The sequence below is a fragment of the Streptomyces sp. ASQP_92 genome (genome assembly GCF_025399895.1).
GTDB lineage: Bacteria > Actinomycetota > Actinomycetes > Streptomycetales > Streptomycetaceae > Streptomyces.
Window position 1 is genome coordinate 112,131 of the sequence record NZ_JAODUA010000012.1, and the last position, 25,236, is coordinate 137,366.

16 protein-coding genes are annotated in these 25,236 nt (G+C 73.8%); 7 read left to right on the forward strand and 9 right to left on the reverse strand.

The features are described from left to right. Positions 1–118: 118 nt before the first annotated feature. Complete coding sequence (locus N4G70_RS23935; protein ID WP_261714756.1) at positions 119–2,626, forward strand: YfhO family protein; 2,508 nt, start codon at positions 119–121, stop codon at positions 2,624–2,626. A 43-nt stretch (positions 2,627–2,669) separates the two neighbouring features. On the opposite strand, the gene N4G70_RS23940 is transcribed toward N4G70_RS23935, so the two are convergent. From N4G70_RS23940 to N4G70_RS23950, 3 genes are all read right to left on the reverse strand, one after another. After that, complete coding sequence (locus N4G70_RS23940; RefSeq protein ID WP_315904286.1) at positions 2,670–4,220, reverse strand: serine/threonine-protein kinase; 1,551 nt, start codon at positions 4,218–4,220, stop codon at positions 2,670–2,672. Beyond that, the gene (locus N4G70_RS23945; RefSeq protein WP_261714757.1) at positions 4,217–4,813 is read right to left on the reverse strand and encodes a hypothetical protein; all 597 of its coding nucleotides are present in this window, start codon (positions 4,811–4,813) and stop codon (positions 4,217–4,219) included. The genes N4G70_RS23940 and N4G70_RS23945 overlap by 4 nt, the downstream gene beginning before the upstream one ends. Positions 4,814–4,989: 176 nt before the next feature. After that, positions 4,990–7,176, reverse strand: a complete 2,187-nt coding sequence (locus N4G70_RS23950; RefSeq protein WP_261714758.1) for an N-6 DNA methylase — start codon at positions 7,174–7,176, stop codon at positions 4,990–4,992. Positions 7,177–7,373: 197 nt separating this feature from the next. Here N4G70_RS23950 and N4G70_RS23955 point away from each other — a divergent pair, with 197 nt between their 5' ends. Continuing rightward, positions 7,374–8,081 (forward strand): hypothetical protein, encoded by a 708-nt coding sequence (locus N4G70_RS23955; RefSeq protein ID WP_261714759.1) that lies wholly within the window; start codon positions 7,374–7,376, stop codon positions 8,079–8,081. Positions 8,082–8,107: 26 nt separating this feature from the next. On the opposite strand, the gene N4G70_RS23960 is transcribed toward N4G70_RS23955, so the two are convergent. Beyond that, positions 8,108–8,785, reverse strand: coding sequence for an HNH endonuclease family protein (locus N4G70_RS23960; RefSeq protein WP_261714760.1), 678 nt, complete (start codon positions 8,783–8,785; stop codon positions 8,108–8,110). Between the two features lie 188 nt (positions 8,786–8,973). Further along, positions 8,974–12,507, reverse strand: coding sequence for a transcription-repair coupling factor (gene mfd, locus N4G70_RS23965; RefSeq protein ID WP_261714761.1), 3,534 nt, complete (start codon positions 12,505–12,507; stop codon positions 8,974–8,976). A 497-nt stretch (positions 12,508–13,004) separates the two neighbouring features. On the opposite strand from mfd, the gene N4G70_RS23970 reads away from it, so the two are divergent. The 3 genes from N4G70_RS23970 to N4G70_RS23980 are packed head-to-tail and all read left to right on the forward strand — an operon-like array spanning position 13,005 to position 15,446. Continuing rightward, a complete protein-coding gene (locus N4G70_RS23970) occupies positions 13,005–13,493 on the forward strand; it encodes a SigE family RNA polymerase sigma factor (RefSeq protein ID WP_261714762.1) in 489 nt (162 codons plus the stop codon). Continuing rightward, on the forward strand, positions 13,486–13,968 hold the full coding sequence (locus N4G70_RS23975; RefSeq protein WP_261714763.1) for a hypothetical protein: 483 nt from the start codon (positions 13,486–13,488) through the stop codon (positions 13,966–13,968). Before N4G70_RS23970 ends, N4G70_RS23975 begins: the two co-directional genes overlap by 8 nt. 29 nt (positions 13,969–13,997) lie before the next feature. Further along, positions 13,998–15,446, forward strand: a complete 1,449-nt coding sequence (locus N4G70_RS23980) for a DUF2079 domain-containing protein (RefSeq protein ID WP_399036606.1) — start codon at positions 13,998–14,000, stop codon at positions 15,444–15,446. Positions 15,447–15,469: 23 nt separating this feature from the next. Here N4G70_RS23980 and N4G70_RS23985 read toward each other — a convergent pair whose 3' ends face one another. Continuing rightward, on the reverse strand, positions 15,470–18,046 hold the full coding sequence (locus tag N4G70_RS23985) for an ABC transporter permease (RefSeq protein ID WP_261714764.1): 2,577 nt from the start codon (positions 18,044–18,046) through the stop codon (positions 15,470–15,472). Beyond that, on the reverse strand, positions 18,043–18,831 hold the full coding sequence (locus tag N4G70_RS23990; RefSeq protein WP_261714765.1) for an ABC transporter ATP-binding protein: 789 nt from the start codon (positions 18,829–18,831) through the stop codon (positions 18,043–18,045). The genes N4G70_RS23985 and N4G70_RS23990 overlap by 4 nt, the downstream gene beginning before the upstream one ends. A gap of 262 nt (positions 18,832–19,093) precedes the next feature. Between N4G70_RS23990 and N4G70_RS23995 the strand changes: the two genes are divergently transcribed. After that, on the forward strand, positions 19,094–20,680 hold the full coding sequence (locus N4G70_RS23995) for an MFS transporter (protein ID WP_399036609.1): 1,587 nt from the start codon (positions 19,094–19,096) through the stop codon (positions 20,678–20,680). A 630-nt stretch (positions 20,681–21,310) separates the two neighbouring features. Here the strand turns inward: N4G70_RS23995 and N4G70_RS24000 are convergent. Then, entirely contained in the window at positions 21,311–22,207 is an 897-nt protein-coding gene (locus N4G70_RS24000; protein ID WP_261714766.1) for a cellulose-binding protein, read from the reverse strand. A 246-nt stretch (positions 22,208–22,453) separates the two neighbouring features. Next, entirely contained in the window at positions 22,454–24,871 is a 2,418-nt protein-coding gene (locus N4G70_RS24005; RefSeq protein ID WP_399036669.1) for an SUKH-4 family immunity protein, read from the reverse strand. Between N4G70_RS24005 and N4G70_RS37180 the strand changes: the two genes are divergently transcribed. Continuing rightward, on the forward strand, positions 24,825–25,220 hold the full coding sequence (locus N4G70_RS37180) for a hypothetical protein (RefSeq protein WP_399036676.1): 396 nt from the start codon (positions 24,825–24,827) through the stop codon (positions 25,218–25,220). The two genes, N4G70_RS24005 and N4G70_RS37180, sit on opposite strands and share 47 nt — an antisense overlap. The last annotated feature ends 16 nt before the right edge of the window (positions 25,221–25,236 follow it).

The following is a 25,236-nucleotide window of genomic DNA, read 5'->3' on the forward strand; positions in this document are numbered from 1 at the left end:
GTCGCGGGGGTGAAGCCGGGTGAAGCGGCGCCGTCCATCGCGTGAACGGACGCCCGGGCCCGCTGTGTTGCCCGCACGGGTCCGGCATATTCGAGGCAGCGCACAGCAAAGGACCTCGATGCCGACCCTCGAAGCCGCCCCCGCCCCGCCGGTGGCCCCGGTACGCGGCCCCGCCGCCCGCCGCCCCCGCACCCACGCCGCCGCCCTCTCCGCCCTGATCACCCTGGTCGCGGTGTGCGGCGCGGATGCCGTCGCCGGGGTGATCCCGCTGGGCCCCCTTCAGCGGCACACCCGCGCCATCAACGATCTGGGCAACCAGTTCGTCCCCTTCCACGCGCACCTGTGGGATCTGCTGCACGGCCGCGCCGAGGGCGGACTGCTCCTCAACTGGCAATCCGGGTACGGGACTTCGTTCCTGCCCGACCTCGGCACCTACCTGGGCAGCCCGTTCGCCCTGCTCGTCGCGCTCTTCCCGCGCGACCGGATCGACCTCGCGGTGTACACGATCACCGTCCTCAAAATGGCGGCCGCGGCCGCCGCGATGACGGTGCTGCTGCTCGCGCTGCGCCCGGTGGCCCGCCACCGCTGGGCGGCGGGGGTGCTCGGCGCCGCGTACGCGCTGTGCGGCTGGTCGGTCCTGGAGTCCATCTACAACCCGATGTGGCTGGACGGCCTGATCGCCTTCCCGCTGCTCTGCCTGGTCGGCCACTGGGCCCGGAGCGGCCGCCGGCCGGTGCTCGGCCCGCTGATCGTGGCGCTCGCCTGGATCGCCAACTTCTACACCGCGTACATGGCGACGATCGGGGCCGGCCTCGTCCTGCTCCTCCTCCTGTACGTGGACCGCGCCACGGACACGCAGCCCACGTACAGCAGGATCCGGGCGGCGCTCCTTGCCACGCGGTCGGTGGCGATCGGGGTCGGGCTCTCGGCGCCGATTCTGTTCACCATCTATCTGGGCACCCGGCACGCGCATCCGGGCTGGGTGCGGGAGTTCGCGCCGGTGTCCTGGCCGGACTATCTGGCCCGCACCCTGCCCGGCACCTACTCCTTCTCCTCCCCCGCCGTCTTCCTCGGCACCGGCGCGCTGTTCCTCGCCTGCACCCTCGGCTTCCACAGCGCGGTGCCGCGCCGCGAACGGTTCGCGTGGAGCGGGCTCGTCCTCGCGGTCGCGCTCTCCTTCCAGTGGAAGCCGGCCCATCTGGCCTGGCACGCCTTCGCCACCCCCAACGGCAGCCCCTACCGCCAGACGTTCGTCCTGTGCGGACTGCTGGTGATCGCCGCCTGGATCTCCCTGTCGTACGGGACACCCGGGCGCCGCGCGCTGCTCGGCGGGGGCGGTGTGCTCGCCGTGATCGCGCTGGGCGCGGCCTTCAGCGAACTCGTCTCGGCGTGGACCTACCCCCTGCTCGCGGCGGGCCTCGCCGCGACGGTGGGCGGTCTCGCGCTGGCCCGGCGCGGCCGGCGCGGGCTCACCCTCGCCGCGCTCGCCCTGCTGGCCGGGGCGCAGATCGCGCAGGCGGGGGTGACGGTGGCGTACGGGGACCAGGAGCGGGCGGCCCGCATGGACGGCTATCCGGCCTGGGACGCCGAGCACACGGCGCGGGCCGCCCTGGAGTCGCAGGCCTCGGGCTGGCCCGCCCACCGCACCGACCCGGGCCGGCGCCAGATCACCAACAACGACCCGCTGCTGCTCGGCGGCGAGGGCGGTGCCTACTACTCCAGCCTCACCCCCGAGGTCCTGAACCGTACGCTGACCGCGCTCGGCGGCGGCTGGACCTCGCGGGGCCGGGCGGTGCAGAGCCTGGACAACCCGGTGACCGACGCGATCTTCTCGGTGGGCGCGCGGATCCGTGTCGAGGGCAAGGACGGCGAGCCGGTACTGGTCCGGGCCGCCGCGACCCCGCCGCTGGTCACGCTCCGCCCGGCCGGGCCCCAACCGGCTTACGGCGACGACCCGTTCACGAACCAGGAGCTCCTGCTGGGCGCCCGCGTCTACACGAGGCGCACCCTCGCCCAGGGCTGCCCCGCCGGAACCGACATCTTCCTGTGGGCGCCGGAGCACTTCGGCAGCGCCCGTCTGGGCGGGGGGCCCGCCGTCGAGATGCGCGGCGGAGCGCCCAGCCGCCGGGCCCCGATGCTGCCGTTCGGCACCTCGGCGGGACCGGGCCCCGCCTCGCACCTCACCCTGAGCCCCGCCGACCGGCGCGCCGAGCTGGGTTGCCTCGACCGGGCGGCGCTGGCCCGCGCGGTCGACGCCCTGCGGACGAAGGGCGCGGCGAAGGTCACGGTCTCGGACAGCTCGATCCGTGCCGAACTCCCCGCCGGGGCCACCGGAACGGCGGTGTTCGCGATGCCCCGCATCGCAGGCTGGGGCTGCCGCGTCGACGGCGCGGCGGCGGCCCCGGCGGGCGACTACCTGGGCCTGACCGCCGTCGCCCTGCCGGCCGGGGCCCACGCGGTGGAGTGCTCCTTCCGCCCGCCGGGCCTGCGTTCGGGCTCGCTGGTGGGCGGCGCGGCGCTGCTCGCGCTGCTGGGCGTGGCGGGGTGGGGACGGCTGCGCCGCGGTGGCGCGCGCCTGCGCGGTACGCGATCGGGGGAGGCGCGCGGGGCCGGCCTGAACAGGTGACCAACTGCCACTGAAACGAGCCCAGTTGGCGAGTGGGCCGGGGCTACGCCCCCCGCACCTCCCGCTGGCGGGCGAGGGCGCGGCGCAGTTCGGCGGGGTAGGGGTGCTGCGGGCCGTACACCCGTTCCGCGTCCCACAGGAGGGACTGGAGCTCCTGGTGGCCCGCCGTGTGCTCCCCGACGGCGAGCAGCAGATGGCCGATCCGGTGGCGGATGCCGAACGGGCGGGACGGGTCGGTGGCCGCGTACAGCGCCTCGAAGCCGGGCAGCACCGACCGGTACTCGGCGAGCGCGGCGCCCGCCTCGCCGAGCTGTTCGAGGCACTGCGCCGCGTCGTGGCGGAAGTCCAGGACGCCCGGGTCGGCGGGGCCCGCCTCGGCCGCCCGGTCGGCGGCGAGCCGGCTCAGTTCCGGCAGCGCGCGCCGGTACTGGCCGTCGTCCATCAGCGTCGCCGCGTACTGCTTGCGCAGGATCCGCACCACCGGCGAGCGTTCGCCGTGCTCGGCCGCGGCGGCGGGCAGGATCGAGCCGAGGATGTCGACGGCCTGGGTGATGCGGCCCTCGCCGAGCAGCCGCTTGACCTCGTCGACCGCGCCCGCCACATCGGGCCGCGGCGGCGCCGGAGGCAGTGGCGGGGTGCCGGGGGCCGGGGCGGGCGCGGGGCCCGGCCGGTCGGGCCAGGGCGCGTGCGGGCGCAGGAACGGCCGGGTCGGGTCGAGCGGGCCCGAGGGGCCGAGGCCGCCGCGCGACGGAAGCAGCGGCACCAGATGCTCGTACACCTCCTGCGCACAACTCGGCCTGGCCTGCGGGTCCTTGGCGAGCAGGCGCAGCACCAGCGCTTCGAGGGCCTCGGGCACTTCGGGCCGCAGCCTGCGCACCGGAACCGGCGGCTCGTACAGATGGCGGTGCAGGACGCCGAGCGCGGTGGAGCCCGCGAACGGGACGTCCCCGCTGAGCAGTTCGTGCAGCAGCACGCCGAGCGCGTACAGATCGGTGCCCGGGCCGACGGCGCCGCCCATCGCCTGTTCGGGCGCCATGTAGGCGGGCGAGCCGATGGGGGAACCGGTGTGGGTGAGGCGCGTCGTGTCGGAGTCCAGGACGGAGGCGACGCCCAGGTCGAGGACGGTCAGCGTGCCATCGGGGCGCACCATCACATTGCGCGGCTTCAGGTCGCGGTGGACGATCGGCACCGCGTGCACCGCCGAGAGCACCGCGCAGAGCTGGGCGGCGACGGCCACCGTCCACGGCCAGGGGTAGGGCTCGTGCTCGGCGAGGTGATCGGCGAGGTCGGCGCCCTCGACGTACTGCATGACGAGGTACAGGTCGTCGCCGTCGCTGCCCGCGTCGTGCACGGTGACGAGGCCGGGGTGGTCGACCTGTGCGGTCACCCGGCACTCCCGTACGAACCGGCGCCGCAGCTCGTCGGCGTCCCCGCCGGCGCCCTGGCCGCCGGCGACCCGGTCGGGCCGCAGGAGTTTCACCGCGACCCGGCGGTCCAGACGCCGGTCGTACGCCGTCCACACCTGGCCCATGCCGCCCTGGCCGAGGATCGCCGCCAGCTCGTAGCGCTCGGCGACGACCCGCCCCGCGGTCACCTGTCCCCGCTCCCGGTTCCCTTGCGCAGGTACTGCGACAGCTCGTCGAGCTCGGCCCTGACCTGGTCGATGCGGGGCGCGGCCGCGGTGCCCGGCGGCGCGGGCACGGGCGCGTGGCCCACGGGGGCCGGGGGTGTCGGCACGGGCGTCTCGGCGTACGGGTTCACATACGGGCCGAACCGGGGGGCCGTCGCGGCCGGTATGTGCGGCGGGCCGTATCCGGCCGGGGCGTACCCGCCGAAGGGGCCCGGCGCGAGCGGCGGGCGGGAGGCGTGCCGGATGTCGGCGTACAGATAGAACGCCGTGCTGGCCACGGCGAGGGCGAGCAGGCCGAGCATGCCGACGTCCATCTGCCAGTCGTTCTCGTCGGGCGCGCGCATGACGAAGCCGAACGCGACGACACACAGGGCCAGTTGGATCCAGAAGACCACCCAGTGCGCGCGGCGCCGGGTCACGATGGCGAGCCTCAGCAGCGCCGTCCACGACAGCATGCCGATGCTGAGCAGCGGCACCAGCGCGAACAGCACGCGCAGCACGATCTGCCCCGCCCCCGAGGGGCGTGGCTGCGGCGGTCCATGGCCGGGGCCGTGCATTGCTGCTCCTGGGACTGGGACGGGAACTGGAATGGGGAACTGGGACGGGTCAGGGATATGAGCGTATACATCGCCACCGACATCGTCCCGGGCGATCCCCCGGCCGGTACCCAACCGTCATCAGCGGCCGGTGCGCGACCCGGCCCGCCGCTTTCGTTCGGGGGCGCGTCGCGGCCTCACTCCGGTTCGATCGTGCCGTCCGTCAGACCGTCGTGCAGGCCCTGGACGAGCTGCTCGCCGAGGCGCCCCGCGAGCCGCAGCGCGTCCTCGAAGGCGGCCAGCGCCCGGAACCGCTCCCCGTAGCGGCGCTGTTCGGCCAGCGGCAGCCGGGGCAGGTGCAGACGGCGCACATCGAGCCGGGAGGCGGTGGTGGCGTAGCTGCTGGCCTGGCGGTTGTTGGCGGTGCCGCGCAGGAACCCGGCGAGGAACCACGGGTCGAGGGCGTCCGGTTCGGGCCGCAGCAGCTGAAGGTTGCGGCCGAGGGCGGCGCCCGCGTCGGCCTCGCTCACGACCCGGGCGACCGTGCCGCCGCCCAGCACGGGCACCACGACGTCGCCCGCCCGGGTCAGCACCGGCTCCTCGGGGGGCCCTTCGGGCAGGGTTCCCGAGGGCGCGGTGCCGGCCAGGACGTCGTGCTCGGTGAGGACGGCGGGTCCGCCGGGGCCGGCGCCCGCGCCGCCCGGCCGCAGCGACAGGGCGCCCGCGCGGGCGAGTTCACCGACGGTGGTGAGCCGGGGACGGGCGGCCGGCCCCGCCGGGGGCGCGGGTGCGGCGGGCGGCGGGGTCAGCTCGGTGGTGCGCCGCAGGGCGGCGTCGAGGCGTTCGCGTACGGCGTCGAGGCCGGCGGTGCCCTCGGCGGCGGGCGGCGGAAGATGGCGGGCCGGGGTGAGGTCGACGTCGTCGTCGAGGAGGTCGATGACCGGCACCGACCGGCTGAGCCCGGCCTGTTCGGCGACCGTGCCGTCCCGGTCGAAGGGCGTCCAGGCGTCGAGCACCGCCGCGCGCAGGGCGGGCCAGGGCAGCCGGTCGCGGCCGCCGTCGACCGCGACACCCTCGATGCCGGCGGTGTCGACGAGGAGCAGCTCGGGCGAGCTGGTCGCGCCGGCGCCCGGCCGGCGCAGCACCCACAGGTGCAGGGGGATGCCGTAGGGGGGCGCGGCCCCGGCGGGCAGGGCGACGACGGCGCGCAGCGCGCCGCGGCGCAGCAGGTCGGCGCGGACGCGGCGCCCCGAGCGGCGCGAGGCGGCGGCCGGCGGCATCAGGAGCACGGCGGTGCCGCCCTCGCGCAGCCGGGCCAACGCGTGCTGCACCCAGGCGAGTTCGGACTCGGTGCGGGCGGGCAGGCCGTACTCCCAGCGCGGGTCGTAGGCGAGCTCGTCATGGCCCCAGGACCGCTCGTTGAACGGCGGGTGGCACAGCACGGCGTCGGCGGCGAGGTGCTCGAAGGCGTCGGCGCGCAGCGAGTCGGCGGCGGCGGTGCGCAGCTCGGCGGAGCCCGCGAGGGCGAGCCGGAGTGCGGTGAGGGCGGCGAGGTCGGGGTCGGCGTCCTGGGCGTGCAGGGCGCTCGCGCCGGGCAGCGCACACAGCAGGGTGCCGGTGCCGCAGGCCGGGTCGAGGACGGTGGCCGCGGGTCCGGCGAGGGCGGCCATCAGCTCGGCGGGGCCGCGCGGAGTGAGCGTGTACTGGCGGGGGTTGGCGTCGAGGTGGCGTCCGAGCAGGAACTCGAAGGCCTCCCGGGCCCCCACCTCCCCGGCGAGTTCGGCGGCGCCGCGCACCAGCGGGGCGGAGGGGAGGAGTTCGGCCGTGCCGGGGGTGTTCACACGGCGGCCGTGAACAGCGCGGGCCTCCTCGGGCCCGCCGCGCTCCGTCTCCCCCGCGTGCGGTGCGGGCCCCGCTTGGCCCGTCTCCCCCGCGTGCGATGCGAGCCCCGCTTGGCCCGTCTTCCCCGCGTGCGGTGCGGGCCCCGCTTGCCCGAACCGCTTCTCCAGCACCTCGTCGATGAGCGCCGGCAGCCGCTCGGCCAGCTCCGTGTCGCCGAGGCCCGCCAACTCCCGTCCGCACCGCGGGTGTTCGGCCACGACGAGCAGGGCGCAGCCCGCGTGGATCAGGGCGGCCAGGGCCCCCGCGGGGTGGGCCGAGAGCTGCTGCCAGATCCGTTCGCGCAGCGGGACCTCGGCCACCTTGCCCTGGTCGCGCAGCCATCGCTCGACATCGTGGAGGGCGAAGGAGGGACTGGTCTCGGTGCCGCCGACGGGCTTGGGGAAGTCGGCGTGTCTGCGGCGCCAGTTGCTGACGGCCGCCCTGCCCACCCCCGCGAGCCGGGCGATGGCGGCGGCGGTCACCTCTACGGCCTGGTCCGGCACCTGACTGCTCCCCTCGTGTGCTGGACCCCGACCCTATCGAACCCGAGCCGGAGCAACCCATTCACGTCGTGAACAAGGGTATGCGTGTGAACGAGGTTGACTCGGTTCACAGCCGTCTGCTCTGATGTGCCCGGGCTCGCCACCTGCCGGCGCTCCCGCCCCACCCCGCTCTACCGCCCCCAGGGGGAGTTCACGCCATGCGCCGCCGCACCATAGCCACCACCAGCGCCCTGTTCGTCTGCGCCGCCACCGCCCTGACGGCCTGTTCGAGCTCGGGCTCCCCCACGGCATCGGCCAAGAACTCGCCCGCCGCCTCCAGCCCGGCCGCTCCCGCCAAGCCGAAGGGCCCCTTCGCCGACCGCACCGGCGGCCAGGTGCTCACGGACGCGGTGAAGACGAACCGTCAGGCCACCTCGCTGCGGCTCAAGGCGGACATCGCCGACGCCACGGACGGCCCCACCAAGCTGGATCTGACGATGGACACCAAGGGCGACTGCACCGGCACCATCGGGTCGGGCAAGGAGGCCATCAGCATCATCAAGACCGGCAAGACGGTCTATCTGCGCCCGGCCAACACCCACACCTGGAAGAAGTCGGACACGACGTCCGCCGACGGCAAGGACCTCGCCTCGGTCTGCGACCTGAACGACTACCTGACCGATCCCGGCCAGGACAACGCGGCCACCAAGGGCGCGACCACCACCGTCGACGGACGGCCCGCGATCGTGCTCACCGAGAAGGACGGCAAAGAGAGCTACATCATCGACGTGGCGACCACGGGCAAGCCCTACCTCCTGAAGATGGTCACCGTGGGCGGCGACAGCCCCGGCACCCTCGCCTTCTCCGACTTCGAGAAGCCGGTCCACGCGGTGGCCCCGCCGAAGTCCTCCGTCACCGCCGGCTGATACGAGCGCCCCTGGCTCCCGGCGGCTCAGCCCGCCGGGAGCTTCTGGTCGGGGCATCCGTCAAGGACCGTCTTCATGGCGGCCTTCTCGGCGTCGGTCAGCCACACGCCGTACTTCTTCTTCACCGCCACCTGATCCGCCACATACGTACAGCGGTACGCCTTGTACGGGGGGAGCCAGGTCGCCGCGTCGCCGTCGGACTTGCGGCGGTTGGCGCTCGCGTCGACGGCGATCAGGTTCAGCGGATCGTTGGCGAACGCGGTCCGCTTCTGCTTGTCCCACTGCTGGGCGCCCTTCTGCCACGCGTCCGAGAGCGCCACCACATGATCGATGTCGATCTTGCTGGCGCCGCGCGTGAAGGTGATGGACTCCCCCGTGTACGGGTCGTGGACGAGCCTGCCGGACGCAATGTCGCACTTGTCCTTGAGCTTCACGTCCACCAGATCCCGCTTGAGTATGTCCTCGCGGGTCTCGCAGCCGTTGTGGTCGGTGTCGGTCCAGCCCTTGCCGAACTGGTCCCGGCTGTAACCGGTCTTCGGCGCCCGCCCCTTGACGGGCAGCGCGTCGACCGCGGACAACGCGGCGCCGGCCGCGCCCTTGGGCCCGGGAGCACCGCCCTTCCCGGCGCCGTCACCCCCGCAGCCGGTGAGCACGAGCGAAGCCGCAAGGGCGGTCGCGGGCAGGGCAATTCGGTGGATACGCATCAAAGCGGGCCGTCCTGGCAGCAGTTGGCGGAACCTCGCAATCCTAGGTACTCCTACCCGGCTCGCCGCCGGCCAAAAATCCCGGCAAGGACAGCCCCGCACCCGTGATCACCCCGGCACGACCGGCGTACGGGACGGGGCGCACCCCGCACGGCCCGGCGCGCGGGACGCCCTCCACCCGCCGGGCCTCAGCCCCCCAGGATCGTGGTGAGGAACTCGCCCGTCCAGGCCAGCAGTTCCCGCCCGACGACCGGCTTGCCGCCGATCTTCCCGGCGGTGGGGCGCGGCACCAGGATCTGCCGGGTCGCCGCCTTGATGACCGTACGGGGGTGCAGCCGCTTGAGGCGCAGCTCCTGCGACTCCCTCAACTCCACCGGCGCGAAGCGGATGTTGGGGCCCTGGAGCACGATCTCGCCGACCCCGCAGGCGCGGGCCAGCATCCTGAGGCCCGCGACCAGGAGCAGGTTCTCGACCGGCTCGGGCAGCTTGCCGTACCGGTCGGTGAGCTCCTCGCGCACCGCCTTGACGTCGTCCTCGGAGTTGGCCGCGGCGATCGCCCGGTAGGCCTGGAGGCGCAGCCGCTCGCCCGGCGCGTAGTCGTGCGGGACATGCGCGTCGACCGGCAGCTCGATCTTCACTTCGAGCGGCGCCTCCTCCTGCTCGCCGCCCTCCATCTGCGCCCGGTAGTCGGCGACGGCCTCGCCCACCATGCGGACGTACAGGTCGAAGCCGACGCCCGCGATGTGCCCGGACTGCTCGCCGCCGAGCAGATTGCCCGCGCCCCGGATCTCCAGGTCCTTCATCGCCACATACATGCCCGCGCCCATCTCGGTGTGCTGGGCGATCGTGGCGAGCCGCTCGTGCGCCGTCTCGGTCAGCGGCTTCTCCGGCGGATACAGGAAGTAGGCGTAACCGCGGTCGCGGCCCCGGCCCACCCGGCCGCGCAACTGGTGGAGCTGGGAGAGGCCGAAGTTGTCGCCGCGCTCCACGATCAGGGTGTTGGCGTTGGAGATGTCGATGCCCGACTCGACGATCGTCGTCGAGACCAGCACGTCGAACTTCTTCTCCCAGAAGTCGACCACCACCTGCTCCAGCTGGCTCTCGCCCATCTGCCCGTGCGCGATCTGGATGCGCGCCTCGGGCACGATCTCGCGCAGCCGCGCCGCGGCCCGGTCGATGGACTCGACCCGGTTGTGGATGTAGAAGACCTGGCCCTCTCGCAGCAGCTCGCGCCGGATGGCCGCGCCGATCTGCTTCTCCTCGTACGGCCCGACGAAGGTGAGGACGGGGTGGCGCTCCTCCGGCGGGGTGGTGATCGTCGACATCTCGCGGATGCCGGTGACCGCCATTTCGAGCGTACGGGGAATGGGGGTCGCGGACATCGTCAGGACGTCCACATTGGCGCGCAGCTTCTTGAGCTGCTCCTTGTGCTCGACGCCGAAGCGCTGCTCCTCGTCGACGATGACCAGGCCCAGGTCCTTGAACTTGGTCTCCGAGGAGAACAGCCGGTGCGTGCCGATGACGAGATCGACCGACCCGTCCTTCAGGCCCTCCAGCGTGGCCTTCGCCTCGGTGTCGCTCTGGAAGCGGCTCAACGCCCTTACCACGACCGGGAATTGGGCGTAGCGCTCGGTGAAGGTGCCGAAGTGCTGCTGCACCAGGAGCGTCGTCGGCACCAGGACCGCGACCTGCTTGCCGTCCTGGACGGCCTTGAACGCGGCGCGCACCGCGATCTCGGTCTTTCCGTAGCCGACGTCGCCACAGATCAGCCGGTCCATCGGGACCGTCTTCTCCATGTCCTCCTTGACCTCGGCGATCGTGGAGAGCTGATCGGGGGTCTCCGCGTACGGGAACGCGTCCTCCAGCTCGCGCTGCCAAGGAGTGTCCGCGCCGAAGGCGTGGCCGGGCGCGGCCATCCGGGCCGAGTACAGCCGGATCAGGTCGGCGGCGATCTCCTTGACGGCCTTCTTGGCGCGCGCCTTGGTCTTGGTCCAGTCGGCGCCGCCCAGCCGGTGCAGCGTCGGGGCCTCGCCACCGACGTACTTGGTCACCTGCTCCAACTGGTCGGTGGGGATGTAGAGCCGGTCACCGGGCTGGCCGCGCTTGGCGGCCGCGTACTCGACCAGCAGGTACTCGCGGGTCGCGTTCTGCACCGTGCGCTGCACCATCTCGATGTAGCGGCCCACACCGTGCTGCTCGTGCACGATGTAGTCGCCCACCTCCAGGGTGAGCGGGTCGATGGTCTTGCGGCGGCGGGCCGGCATCCGGCCCAGGTCCTTGGTGGCGGTGCGCTGGCCGGTGAGGTCGGTCTCGGTCAGGACGGCCAGCTTGAGCGCGGGGTCCAGGAAGCCGAAGTCGATGGCGCCGCACGTCACCTGGACCACCGACGGGGTCAGCTCGTCGAGCTCCGCGTCGAGCCGGGCCGCGATGCCCTCGCCGCCGAGCACCTCGACGGTGCGCGAGGCCGGGCCGTGGCCCGCGGTCACATACACCGTGCGCCAGCCGTCGGCGAGCCACTGCTTGGTGTCGGCGAGCGCCCGCTGGGTGTCGCCCCGGTAGCTCTCGGGGGCGTGCATGCCGAGCTTGAGGGTTTCGTCGTCCAGGTCGGCGTCATCGGCGGCGAACGGCGACACCGACCACCACATCATGTTCAGCTCGCGGGCCCGGTCGCGGACGTCGGCGATGCCCCACAGCGAGGCCGCGTCCACGTCGATGGGCGCCTGGCCTCCGCCCGCGCTGGCCGCCCAGGACGCCTGGAGGAACTCCTGGCTGGTGGCGACCAGGTCCGCGGCCCTGGTCCGCACCCGCTCCGGGTCGCACACCACGGCCATCGCGCCCTGCGGCAGCACGTCGATGAGCAGCTCCATCTCGTCGACCAGGACCGGGGCGAGGGACTCCATGCCCTCCACCGCGATCCCCTCGGCGATCTTCCCGAGCAGCTCGCCGAGCTCGGGGTGCTGCTCGGCGAGGGCGGCCGCGCGGGTACGCACCTCGTCGGTGAGCAGCAGCTCACGACAGGGCGGCGCCCACAGACCGTGCTCGGCGACCTCCAGGGAACGCTGGTCGGCGACCTTGAAGTAGCGGATCTCCTCGACGTCGTCGCCCCAGAACTCCACGCGCAGCGGATGTTCCTCGGTCGGCGGAAACACATCGAGGATGCCGCCTCGGACCGCGAACTCCCCGCGCTTCTCGACGAGTTCGACCCGGGCGTACGCGGCGGCGGCGAGCCCCTCGACGATCTCGTTCAGATCGGCGGACTGCCCGGACCGCAGGGAGACGGGCTCCAGATCCCCGAGCCCCTTGACCTGCGGTTGCAATACGGACCGGATGGGTGCGACGACGACGCTCACCGGGCCGGCCGAGGGGTCGTCCTTGCTGGGGTGGGTCAGCCGGCGCAGCACGGCGAGGCGACGGCCCACGGTGTCGCTGCGCGGCGAGAGGCGTTCGTGCGGCAGCGTCTCCCAGGACGGGTACTCGACGATCTCCTCGGCCGGCAGCATCGAGCGCAGGGCGGCGGCCAGGTCCTCGGCCTCGCGGCCGGTGGCGGTCACGGCGAGCACGGGGCGGCCCGCCTCGCGCGCCAGCGCGGCGATCGCGAAGGGGCGGGCGGCGGGCGGGCCGACCAGGTCGAGGTGGGTCCGGTGGCCGTCGGTGGCGGCCCTCACCGCTTCGGCGAGCGCGGGGTCTCGTACGACGGCATCCAGCAGACCGTGCAGGCTCATGAAGGGCATCCATCCCGGGGAGTGGGCAACGCGAACCGCCCGACACGTCGTACGGGCCGGGGTCCTCCAGCGTACGACGCCCCACCCCCAGCCGCCTCCGCGTCCCCGCGTCCCCCTCCACGGCCCCGCCCGCCCCGGCCCACCCGCGCCCTCACCCCGGGGCCGCGTGTCGCGCAGTTCCCCGCGCCCCTTAACCCCCTCTCGCCTGCGGACCGTGGTCGCTTCTCGCGCAGTTCCCCGCGCCCCTAACCCCCTCTCGACTGCGGACCGTGGTCGCTTCTCGCGCAGTTCCCCGCGCCCCTTAGCTGCTCGGTGCCGGCCCGCATCGGGCACCTCAGCCCGTCCGGCGATTGAGGACGAGCGCCGTTCAGGCGCGATACGGGGTCTGGGGCGGAGCCCCAGAGGGCGGGTGGTGGGGAAAGTTGGGGTGGGGTGTCAACCGGGGGGAGGGTTCGGGGGGTATACCCCGTGAGACCCAGCCAGCATCAGGAGCCGCATTGACCGACCCCGAGTTCGAGGAGTTCTACGCGCACTCCGTGAAACCGCTGGTCGGCCAGGTGTACCTGATGACCGGCGACCTCCACGAGGCCCAGGACGTAGTCCAGGAGGCCTTCGTCCGGGCCTGGTCCCGCCGCGCGAGGCTGGACGCGGGCGCGGGCCCGGAGGCCTGGGTGCGTACCACCGCGTGGCGACTCGCGGTGAGCCGCTGGCACCGGGGCCGCCGCACCGCGGAGGCGTGGCGCCGCCACACCCGGACGCACCCCGCCGAGGCCCCCGCCCCGGACCCCGGCACCGTCGCCCTGATCGACGCCCTGCGCGGCCTGTCCGACCGCCAGCGCCGGGTCGCCGTACTGCACTACGTGTGCGACCTGAGCGTGGACCAGGTCGCCCACGAGACCGGCATCTCCGCCGGCACCGTCAAGACGCACCTTTCGCGCGCCCGGGCCGCCCTCGCGCCCCGTCTCCTGGAGGAACACGGTGTCTGACCGCCACCGGGACGAGGAGTCCCTGGCCCGCGCCCTGAAGCGGGCCGCCGACGCGGGCGGCCGCGCCTGCCTGCCCGAACCCGCCGACCGCGTGGCCGCCCGGGGGCTGCGGCGCCGCCGGCGCAACGCGGCCGCGCTCGCCGCCTGCGCGGTGTGTCTGCTCGCCGGGTCCGGCGCCGCGCTGGGCCTGCGCCTCCAGCAGAGCGAACCGGCCCCGCCCGCGTCCGTCCCCACGTACGGCTCGCCCTCCCCGGGGGACGGCTCGGGCACGCCGTCGCTGCGGCCCAGCCCCTCCTTCTCCGGCTCGTCGGAGTCGGAGTCGGGGCCGGCCTCGGCCTCGGCCTCGACGGACAGCGTCACCGCGACCCCCTCCGGCCTCTTCCCCTCCGCCTCCTCCCGCTACGGCTCCCCCACTCCGTCCCTGTCCGCACCCCCGTCCGGCTCCTCCGTCACCCCGACCACCCCCGCCCGCTGAAGTCCCCGCTCAATCAAGGAGCACCGCCCGTGTCCGGAGTTCTCCTCGCCCTGCCCGACGCCGCCTCCCGCAGGGGTGGCGAGGGGCCGCAGGCGGACGGGGGCCGCGCGGCGCCCCCGCACATACGATCGCGGCCGGCAGCCGATCCGTATCTGCTCGCCGCCGCGTTCTTCGCCGCGTACACCGCGCTCAGCGTCCTGCGGTACCGCCGGATGGAGACCCTCTCCTGGGACCTGGGGATCTTCGAGCAGGTGGTCCGCGCCTACGCCCACCTCCAGGCGCCCGTCGCCGATCTGAAGGGGCCGGGCGCCAATGTCCTCGGGGACCACTTCAGCCCGGTCACCGCCCTGCTCGCCCCCGCCTACCGGCTGTTCCCGACCCCGGTCACCCTGCTCGTCGCCCAGGCCGCGCTGTTCGCGCTGGCCGTCGTTCCCGTGACCCGCGCCTCGGCCCGGCTGCTCGGACGCGGGCCCGGGCTCGCGATCGGCGCCGCCTTCGGGCTCTCCTGGGGCATCCAGCGCGCCGTCGACTTCGACTTCCACGAAATCTGCTTCGCCGTCCCCCTGATCGCCTTCGGCCTGGAGGCCGTACTGCGCGGGCGGTGGCGGGCGGCCCTGCTGTACGCGCTGCCGCTCACCCTGGTGAAGGAGGACCTCGGACTGACCACGGCCGCGATCGCCGTCGTGGTCGCGGTGCGCGCCCGTCGCACCGCGCCGCGGGTCGTGCGCGGGGCGGCCCTCGTGGCCGCGTTCGGCGCGGTGGCCACCCTGGTCACGCTCACCGTCGTCATCCCCGCGTTCAACTCCACGGACACCTACGACTACTGGGAGAAGATGAGCGACGGCGCGGGCCCGTTCGCCGCCTGGGACGTCAAGCTCCGCACCCTGCTGTGGACGCTGGTCCCCACCACCGGGCTCCTCGCGCTGCGCTCCCCGCTGCTGCTCGTCGCGCTGCCCACCCTCGGCTGGCGCTTCCTGTCCTTCGACGACCACTACTGGTCGACCGACTGGCACTACAGCGCGGTCCTGATGCCGGTCCTCGCGCTCGCCCTGGCCGACGCGGTGGCCACCGCGCGCACCAGCCCCCGGCCCTGGCTGCGCTCGTACGCCCGCGCCCTGCCCGGCTGTGCGGCGGCCGCCGCCCTCGCCCTGACGCCTTCGCTGCCCCTGGCCGCCCTGACCGAGCCGGCCGCGTACCGCACAAGCCCTCAAGTGACAGCGGTGGAGAGGCTGTTGGCGAGGATCCCGGACGGGGCGACGGTCGAGGCGGACATCGGGCCGATCGCCCGCCTCACCTCCCGCTGCCGCGTCTTCTGGGTGGGCGCCGCGCGCCCGGTGACGCCCCGCTACATCGCCATCGACAACTCCGACGGCTGGGCGGGCGACCCCGTCCAGTACGCGAAGAGCCTGCACCCCGGCGCCGTGTACACGGTCACCGGGGTGGCAGGGGGTTACGTCCTGCTCGAACTCGGTCCGTAGCCGATCGGCCCGGCCCGTCGGCGCTAGTCCGTGGCGATCGCGTTCAGTACGTTCATCCGGCCCGCACGGAACGCCGGGACCAGCGCGGCGAACAGGCCGACGAACGCGGAGGCCACGAACACGGTGACGATCGTCGACCACGGTATGTCCAGGACGCCCATGCCCTCCAGGGCCAGCAGCTTCTGCGCCGTGGTGCCCCAGCCCAGGCCGAGCCCGAGGCCGAGCAGCGCGCCGAACAGGGCGATCACCACCGACTCCAGCCGGATCATCCGGCGCAGCTGCCGGCGCGAGAGGCCGATCGCCCGCATCAGGCCGATCTCCCTGGTCCGCTCGACCACCGACAGGGCGAGGGTGTTCACCACGCCCAGCACCGCCACGATGATGGCGAGGGCGAGCAGCCCGTACACGATGTTCAGGAGCTGACCGACCTGGTCCTTCAGGTCCTGCTTGAAGTCGGTCTGGTTCTGCACCTTGTACTGGGGATAGGCCTTCAGGGACGCCTTGAGCGCGGCGTAGGCCTCCGTGGCCCTGCCGTCCTCGGCCTTGGCGAACATGTTCGTGTTCTTGGGCATCCGGTCGGTCGGCAGATACTGCTCGACGGTCGTGATGGCGGTGTACATCGCGCCCTTGTCGATGTTGGTGTCGTCCGAGGTGATCGCCGCGACCTTCAGCCGCGCGGTGCTGCCGCCCTTGAAGGCGACGCTCACCGTGTCACCGACCTTGACGCCGTGCTCCTTGGCGTAGGTGTCCCCCACCGACATCGCGCCCTTGCCGTACGCAGCCGCCAGGTCGCCGGCCACCGTCTTGCGCCGCACGTCCTGCTGGTAGGTGGCGTCGGCGGCGGTGACGTTGCCGCTGACCGACTTGCCGTCCGGGGCGGTCAGTCGGGCGTCCACCATCGTGTAGTCGGTGACGTGGGCGAGGCCCGGCGTCTTCTTCACGGCGTCGGCCGCCCGCGGCACGATGGGCTGCTGGCCGTTGGAGGAGACGATGAAGTCCGCGCCGACCGACTTGTCGAGCTCGCTGGTGGCCGAGGCGACCATCGAGGAGCCGACCACCGCGAGGCAGGCCACCAGGGCCAGCCCGATCATCAGCGCCGCGCCCGTCGCCCCCGTACGCCGCGGGTTGCGCAGCGCGTTGCGCTCGGCCATCCGCCCCACGGGGCCGAACATCCGCAGAATCACCGCGCTGATCACCCGCACCACGACACCCGCGAGCAGCGGTCCGATGACCACGAAGCCGATCAGGGTGAGGACGACACCGAGGGCCAGCAGGCCCGAACCGGGCGCCGCGTCCGAGGAGTTGGCGGCGCCGAACAGGGCGGCGGTGCCCGCCGCGGTCAGGATGAGACCGAGGGTGGCCCGGATCGCGCCGGCCTTGCCGTCGGCCGGGGTGCCCGCGTCGCGCAGCGCGGCCATCGGCGAGATCTTGCCCGCCCGGCGGGCCGGGACATAGGCGGCGACGACGGTGACCACGACGCCGAGGGCGAGGCCGGCCACCGGAGTGGTCCACTTGAGGGTGAGGTCGTCGGTGGACAGGTCCATGCCGATGAGGCCCATCAGCTTCATCAGGCCGACCGCGAGGCCGACGCCCGCTCCGACGCCGAGGACGGAGCCGAACACGCCGAGCAGCAGGGCCTCCACGAGCACCGAGCGGTTGACCTGCTTGCGGCTGGAGCCGATGGCGCGCATCAGGCCGATCTCACGGGTGCGCTGGGCGACCAGCATCGAGAACGTGTTGATGATGAGGAAGATGCCGACGAGGAAGGCGATCCCGGCGAAACCGAGCATCGCGTACTTCATCACGTCGAGGAACGAGCCGACGCTGTCGCGGCCCGCGTCCTTCGCCTCCTGCGCCGTCTGGAGCTTGTAGGAGCCCGAGCCGAGCGCGGCCGCCACGTCCCGCTTGAGCGCACTGTCGCTGACGCCGTCCGCGGCGGTGACGTTGATCTGGGTGAACTGGCCGGTGGCGCCCAGCAGTTGCTTCTGGGCGGTCGCGGTGTCGAAGTAGACGACGGCCGCGCCGGGGTTGGTCACCTTGAAGGTGGCGATGCCGGTGATCTTCGCGGTGAAGTCGCCGGTGACGGCGATGGTGCGCAGCTCGTCGCCGATCCTGAGGTGGTGCTTGTCGGCGGTGTCGGCGTCGACCATCATCTCGGTCGGCCCGCGCGGGGCGCGGCCCGAGGTGATCGCCATCGCCTTGAGGTCGTTGCCGGTCCAGTTGCCGGCGATGGTCGGGGCGCCGGTGGTGGAGCCCATGTTCTCGTTCCCGGCGTCGACCACGGTGACGTTGGTGCTGGTGACGGCGCCCTCGGCGCCGCGTACCCCGGACACCTTGGCGATCCGCTCGACGAGCGCGGCGGGCAGCGCCTCGGGCTTGCCGGTCCCCGAGGGGGCGCCGTCGGCGGAGGCCGACTTGGGGCTCACGGTGACATCGGACGCGGTCGCCGCGAACAGCTTGTCGAAGGTGGTGTTCATGGTGTCGGTGAAGACGAGCGTGCCGCACACGAACGCCACCGACAGCAGGACCGCGACGGCCGAGAGCGCCATCCGCCCCTTGTGCGCGAGGACATTGCGCACCGAGGTCTTGAGCACGCTCACGACGTCCGCCCCCGCGCGTCGAAGTCCTTCATGCGGTCGAGGACGGCGTCGGCGGTCGGCCGGAACATCTCGTCCACGATGCGGCCGTCGGCCAGGAAGACCACCCGGTCCGCGTAGGAGGCGGCCACCGGGTCGTGGGTGACCATGACGATCGTCTGGCCCAGCTCGTCGACGGAGCGGCGCAGGAAGCCCAGCACCTCGGCGCCCGCCCGCGAGTCCAGGTTTCCGGTCGGCTCGTCACCGAAGATGATCTCCGGCTGGGACGCCAACGCCCGTGCCACGGCGACGCGTTGCTGCTGGCCGCCGGAGAGCTGGGTGGGCCGGTGCTTCAGCCGCCCCGCGAGCCCCACGGTCTCCACCACGCGCGCCAGCCACTTCTCGTCCGGCCGGCGGCCCGCGATGTCCATCGGCAGCGTGATGTTCTCCAGGGCGTTCAGCGTCGGCAGCAGGTTGAATGCCTGGAAGATGAAGCCGATCCGGTCCCGGCGCAGCTCGGTCAGCCGCTTGTCCTTGAGCCCGGTGATCTCGGTGTCGTCCAAGTAGATCTGGCCGCTCGTCACGGTGTCGAGCCCGGCCAGGCAGTGCATGAGCGTGGACTTGCCGGAACCCGAAGGCCCCATGATCGCGGTGAACTGCCCGCGCGCCATGTCGACGTCGACCCGGTCCAGGGCCACCACCCTGGTCTCGCCCGAGCCGTACGCCTTCACGACCTGGCGGGCCCGCGCCGCGACCGCCGTACCCCCTCCAGTGCCCCCGTGTCGAGGAATGGTCACAGCCGTAGTCACGGTGATTCTCCTAAGTCTTCTCCCCGCCGGTCGCCGGCGAACGCCGACGCCCCCATCGGCGTACATCCACGGTAGGGAGCCGACCCCGCCCGCCACCTCCTCCGCCGGGACGAACGCCCCCTCCCCCCAAGTAGGGCCCGTCCCCTAAGGGGTCTCCGCCCCAGGTATCGGTACGTGTCAGGGCCGCCTCCACCCCTGCCGCGGCTCCAGGCCCGGGTGAGAAGGTGAAGCCCCCATATACGTGCCCAGTGAAGGGATTTCGGTGAGCGTCTTCGACGAAGCACCCGGCACCGACGCGGCGATACCCGGCGGGGCTCCGGACGCCGTGCCCGCGCGCGGCCGCGGCCCGGTCGTCGCCGCCCTCATGATGGGCATGGCCCTGGCCGCGCTCGACGGCACCATCGTCTCCACGGCCGTCCCCCAGATCGTCGGCGACCTCGGCGGATTCGCCGTCTTCTCCTGGCTGTTCTCCGGCTATCTGCTCGCCGTGACCGTCACCCTGCCCGTCTACGGCAAGCTCTCCGACACCTTCGGCCGCAAACCCGTCCTCATCGCCGGCGTCATCGTCTTCCTCACCGGCTCCGTGCTCTGCGCGTTCGCCTGGAACATGGCCGCGCTCATCGCGTTCCGCATCGTCCAGGGCCTGGGCGGCGGCGCGCTCCAGGGCACCATCCAGACCATCGCCGCCGATCTGTACCCCCTCAAGGAACGCCCCAGGATCCAGGCCCGGCTGTCCACCGTCTGGGCCGCTTCCGCCGTCGCCGGGCCCGCGCTCGGCGGCCTCCTCGCCGAGAGTGCCGGCTGGCGCTGGATCTTCCTCATCAACGTGCCCGTCGGCATGATCACCCTGTACCTCGTCGGCCGGTACTTCACCGAACCCGCCCGCACCGCCCCCGCCGGCCGGCCCCGCGTCGACTGGGCCGGGGCGCTGTGCGTCTTCGCCACCGGCGCCCTGCTCCTGACCGCCCTCGTGCAGGGCGGGGTCGCCTGGGCCTGGTTCTCGCCGCCCTCGCTCGCCCTGTTCGCGGGCAGCGCCGGCTGCGCGGCCCTCACCGTGTACGTGGAGCGCCGGGCCGCCGAACCCGTCATCCCCGGCTGGGTGTGGCGCCGGCGCACCATCGCCGCCGTCAACCTCGCCCTCGGCGGGCTCGGCCTCCTCATGGTCGCCCCGACCGTGTTCCTGCCCACCTACGCCCAGTCGGTCCTCGGCCTGAACCCGACCGCCGCCGGATTCGTCCTGTCCGTGATGACGCTGAGCTGGCCGCTGTCGGCCGCCCTCTCCAGCCGCCTCTACACCCGCATCGGCTTCCGCGACACCGCCATCACCGGCATCACGCTCGCCCTCCTCATCCTGCTCGCCTTCCCCCTGCTGCCCTTCCCCGGCCGGGCCTGGCAACCCGCGCTGCTCATGCTGCTGCTCGGCGGGGCGCTCGGCCTCTTCCAACTCCCGCTGATCGTCGGCGTCCAGTCGACGGTGGGCTGGTCCGAGCGCGGCACCACGACCGCGTCCGTCCTGTTCTGCCGCCAGGTCGGCCAGTCGGTCGGCGCGGCCCTGTTCGGCGCCGTCGCCAACGCCACCCTCGCGGCGCGTCTGGCCCACGCCCCCGGGCCGGGGCCGACCGGCGACCTCGACTCCGTCGCCCATGCCCTGCGCCACCCGGCGGACCTCAGCGCCGAGGCGGCGGACGTGCTGCGGCGGGCGGTGGCGAGTGCGGTCGACCACGTCTACCTCGGCGCCGCGCTGGCGGCCACCGCCTCCCTCCTCGCCCTCCTGACCCTGGCCCCCCGCCGCTTCCCCACCCTGGACCACCCCGCCCGGGGCTCCGCCCCAAACCCCGATCGCGCCTAGGGGCGCTCGCCCTCAAACGCCGGACGGGCTGAAGGCGCGGCCCTGTTAAGGGGCGCGGGGAACTGCGCGAGAAGCGACCACGGTCCGCAGCCGACAGCGGGGTTGCTTGGGGCTCCGCCCCAAACCCCGTCGCGCCTAAAGGGCGCTCGCCCTCAAACGCCGGACGGGCTGAAGGCGCGGCCCTGTTAAGGGGCGCGGGGAACTGCGCGAGAAGCGACCACGACCCGCAGCCGACAGCGGGGTTCCTTGGGGCTCCGCCCCAAACCCCGTCGCGCCTAAAGGGCGCTCGTCCTCAAACGCCGGACGGGCTGAAGGCGCGGCCCTGTTAAGGGGCGCGGGGAACTGCGCGAGAAGCGACCACGGTCCGCAGCCGACGGCGGGGTTCCTTGGGGCTCCGCCCCAAACCCCGCATCGCGCCCGAACGGCGCTCGTCCTCAAACGCCGGACAGGCTGAAGTGCCGACCAGCACCGAGCAGTTAAGGGGCGCGAGGAACTGCGCGAGAAGCGAGCACGGTCCGCAGTGAAGGCGCCCCAGCACCGGCGCTGTTAAGGGGCGCCGGGAACTGCGCGAGAAGCGAGCACGACCCGCGGACGACGGCACGGTTGCCCGGGGTGCGCGACGCGGACGCGTCAGCTCTCCTCCGCCGCCCGCCCCGTCAGCGTCGCCAGACTGTTGCGTACATGCGTCATGTGCGCCTGAACCTCCTCCCGCACACCCGCATGCTCCCGCAGCACCCGCTCCGTCTCCGCCGCGATCCGGTCCGCGTGGGCCCGCGCCGTGGAGACCAGCTCGGCCGCGCGCGCCTCCGCGGCCTCCTGGGTGCGGCGCGCCTCGTCCTCCGCCGCGGCGAACGCGCGCCGCGCCTCGTCGAGGGTCGTCTGCGCGGCCGCGGTGAGTTCGGCGAGGCGGGACTCCAACTCGGCCTCGCGCCCGGCCCGTTCACGCTCGTCCGCCGCGAACGCCTCGGCGCGCTCCTGGTCCTGCCCGGCCAGATACGTCTCGCAGCGCCGGCGCATCCCGTCCAGTTCGTCGGCCGCCTCCTCGCGCCACTCCTTGGCCTGCGCGCGGGCCGCGTCCCGCAGCGCGTCCGCCTCGGTACGGGCCGTGAGCAGCGTCCGCTGCACCCAGGCCTCGGTCGCCGCCAGCAGGGCCTCGCTGCGCGTGCGCGCCGCGTCCCGCAGCGCCCGCCCCGCCTCCTCGGCGGCCCGTACCTGCCCGGCCGCGTCCTCCTCCGCGCCGGCCCGTACCGCGTCGGCCTCCTCGACCGTCAGCGCGAACAGTGACGCGGCCCGCTCGCCCAGCACGTCGTACGTCTGCGGGGCGAGGCCCGCGACCTGTTCACCGAGGGCGGTGGCCTGGGCGCTCATCTGCTTGGCGAGGACGGTGAGCCGCGCGGCCCGCTCCCACGCCGCGTCCCGCTCCCCCGAGATCCGGGCCAGGGTGCGGTCGACCTGGTCGGGACGGTAGCCACGGCCCCGGCCGAACCCGAACGGCTGCGCCGGCGGTGGCGTCGATGCTGCGCTCATCCTGAAGCCTCTCTCCCGCACCACTGGCGACCCGGTACCCGTTGTGGCGGCCCGGCGGGCTCGTCGGGCCGCCCGGCGCTCATCCTGGCCGATCGAAGCGAAATGGTCATAACGCGACACTCCGCCCACACGGCACGGTCAAGGATGCGTCAATCACCGCCAAAAGCGGGAATCACCCGGGTGCCACACGCCGAGGCGCCCACCGCGACCCGCACGGTGAGCGCCTCGGTACGGCCAGGACGACGGTCAGAGCAGCCCGTCCCACATCTGCTCGAGCAGCACCGACCACCAGCTCTCCGGCGACGCCAGCGCCGCCGGGTCCAGCGCCGCGAGCTGGGCCTGGAAGTCGACGGTCCAGCGGCCCGCCTGCTCGGGGTTGAGCCCGAACCGCAGCCGCCACATCCGGCCAAGGAGCGCCAGCGACCGTACGAACTCGGGCAGCCCCGAGTTCACGAACTGCGGCGGCACCGACTGCCCGCCGGGACCCGCCTCCACCGGCACCGCCACGATGTTCGCGGTCCCGTACTGGACACAGATCGCCCGACCGAAGTCCGAACCCATCACCAGATACGAACCCGCGTCCGCGGCCGGCTGCACACCGCGCTGCTGCGCGAGCTCCGCCAGCGTCGGCACCGGCTGCCCGGGCACGGCCTGCGCCCAGAAGAACGGACCGAAGTCCACCGGAAGCCCCGCCCACACCAAGGTGACCGCCACGACCTCCGGCACACCCTGACGCGACACGGCCCGCTGATCGAAACGGAACGTGCCCTGCGGGCCGAACGCCCCCGCCAGCTCGTGCGCCACACCCTCCGGCGGCAACGGGGGCAGCGGCTGCACCGGAACGAGCGGCGCCCGTACCGGCTGAGGCCGTGCAGGACCGTCCGCGACCTGCGCCAACTCGCCCTGGTGGGTGAGCAGATGCTGGACACCCTGCCGACGCGAACCGTGGTCCTTGCCGTACGGAGCCACATGCGTGATCCGCACCTGCGGCCACTGCTCACGGATCATCCGCGCACAGTAACCACCCGGCAGCTCGCACGACTCCAACTCCGTGTGCAGCTCCAGAACATGGTCCGCGGGCACGTTCATCGCCCGCAGCTCATGGAAGATCTGCCACTCCGGGTGCGGAGTGCCCGGCGCCGACCGGCGGATGAGCTGCTGCTCGGACCCGTCGGGCGCGCGGTAGCGCAACACCGCCTGGTACCCCGGCCCCACCGTCGGCAGCCCCGCCGGGGGCTGCTGCGGATAGCCGTACGCGGACGGCGCCTGCGGTACGGGGCCGCCCTGCGGCACACCGGGAGGACCGGGCGGCATCGGCGCGCCTGGACCACCAGGACCACCCGGACCACCCGGCATACCCGGAGGACCCGGAGGCATCGGCGCACCCGGGCCACCCTGGCCGCCCGGACCCATCTGCGCGGGACCCGCCAACATCGTCGCGGCCTGATGCACCCCGCCACCGGGCGCACCGGGAGCGGCGGGGGGCTGCGGGCCACCGGGAGGACCGGGCGGCATCGGCGCACCGGGAGGCCCCGGAGGCATCGGCGCACCCGGGCCACCCTGCCCGCCCGGGCCCATCTGCGCGGGACCCGCCAACATCGTCGCGGCATGGTGCACCCCGCCCGGCGGCGTACCGGGAGCCCCCGGCGGGCCGGGAGGCTGAGGCGCGCCGGGAGGACCGGGGGGCATCGGCGCGCCCGGGCCACCGGGCACACCTGGCGCACCGGGAGGACCGGGAGGCATCGGCGCACCCGGGCCACCCTGCCCGCCGGGGCCCATCCGGCCCGGATCCGCGAACATCGTGGCCTCCTGGTGCACCTCGCCCCGCGCGGGCGGCGGGGTCGGCGGCCCCGGCGGCAACGGCCCGTCCGGGCCGAGCTGCGACACGAGCTGCGTCGGCAGATAGCCGCCCGCCGGAGCGCCCGGCGGCGGCGTCGAACCCGGCGGCGGAGTGGTCGGCACACCCGGTCGGGCACCCGGAGTCCCCGGCGCGCCCGGCGGCGGCGGAGTCGTCGAACCTCCGCCGCGCGCAGGCCGCGCACCCGGCGGCGGACCGGACGCCTTGCTCGTGGCGGCGTCCGCGATGTCCCCCGTGCCCGAAGGCCCGACCGGACCCGCCGACCGCGCGGGAGCAGACGGGGCCGCCTGCGCAGACGGAGCCACGGGCGGGGCCGGGGCCGCCGGCGGGGAGGCCACACCCTGGGGCGGGCCACCCTGCGGGTCGTACGCGGGCGCGAGCGCGGTCGGCGGCAACTGACTGCCGCCCGCCATCAACGCCGTCTTCGCCTCGGGCAGCACCCTGGGCGGCTCGGCGTCCTCGCCGTCCGAACCCGAGAGCGCCGGCGCGTACACCGTCGCGGGCAGCGGCACCGAACCGTCGTCGGACCCCGCGTTGGTGTCCGTCCCCGCCCACGGCGTACCCCCGGCGGGAGTCCCCCCGCCGGAGACCGGACCCTGGCCCGCAGCCGACGACGCGGCCGCGGGCGCGGGCCACGCGGGCGCGGCCGGCCCGTCGGACGGCTCACCGGCCCCGGATCCCGAGGCACCGTGACCCGCCCCCGGAACACCGGCACCAGCACCAGCACCAGCACCAGCACCAGCACCAGCACCAGCGGGAGTGTCAGCAGCGCTGCTGCCCTCGCCCCGGCGGTCCGGGATCCCCAGCCTGTCCGCCGCCTCCTGGAGCCACTCCGGCGGACTCAACAGGAACGACGTCTGGTTCAGGTCGATCCGCGCCGCGGGCTCCGGCGCCGCCGGCGCGTCCTCGGGCACCCCGTACTCCTCCTCGTACCGGCGGATCACCTCACCCACCGGCAGCCCCGGCCACAACGACGCCTCGCCGCTGTCCCGGGCGATCACCAGACGCTGCGCACCGCCACCGCCCGAAGGGCCGTTCTCACGGTCCTCCGCCCACACCACGAAGCCCAGCTCGAACTCCCGCACCCGCACCTCACGGTGCTGGTACGCGGGCACATCGCCATTGATCCACTCTTCCGCGCGCTCCTGCGCCTGAGCGAAAGTCACCATCG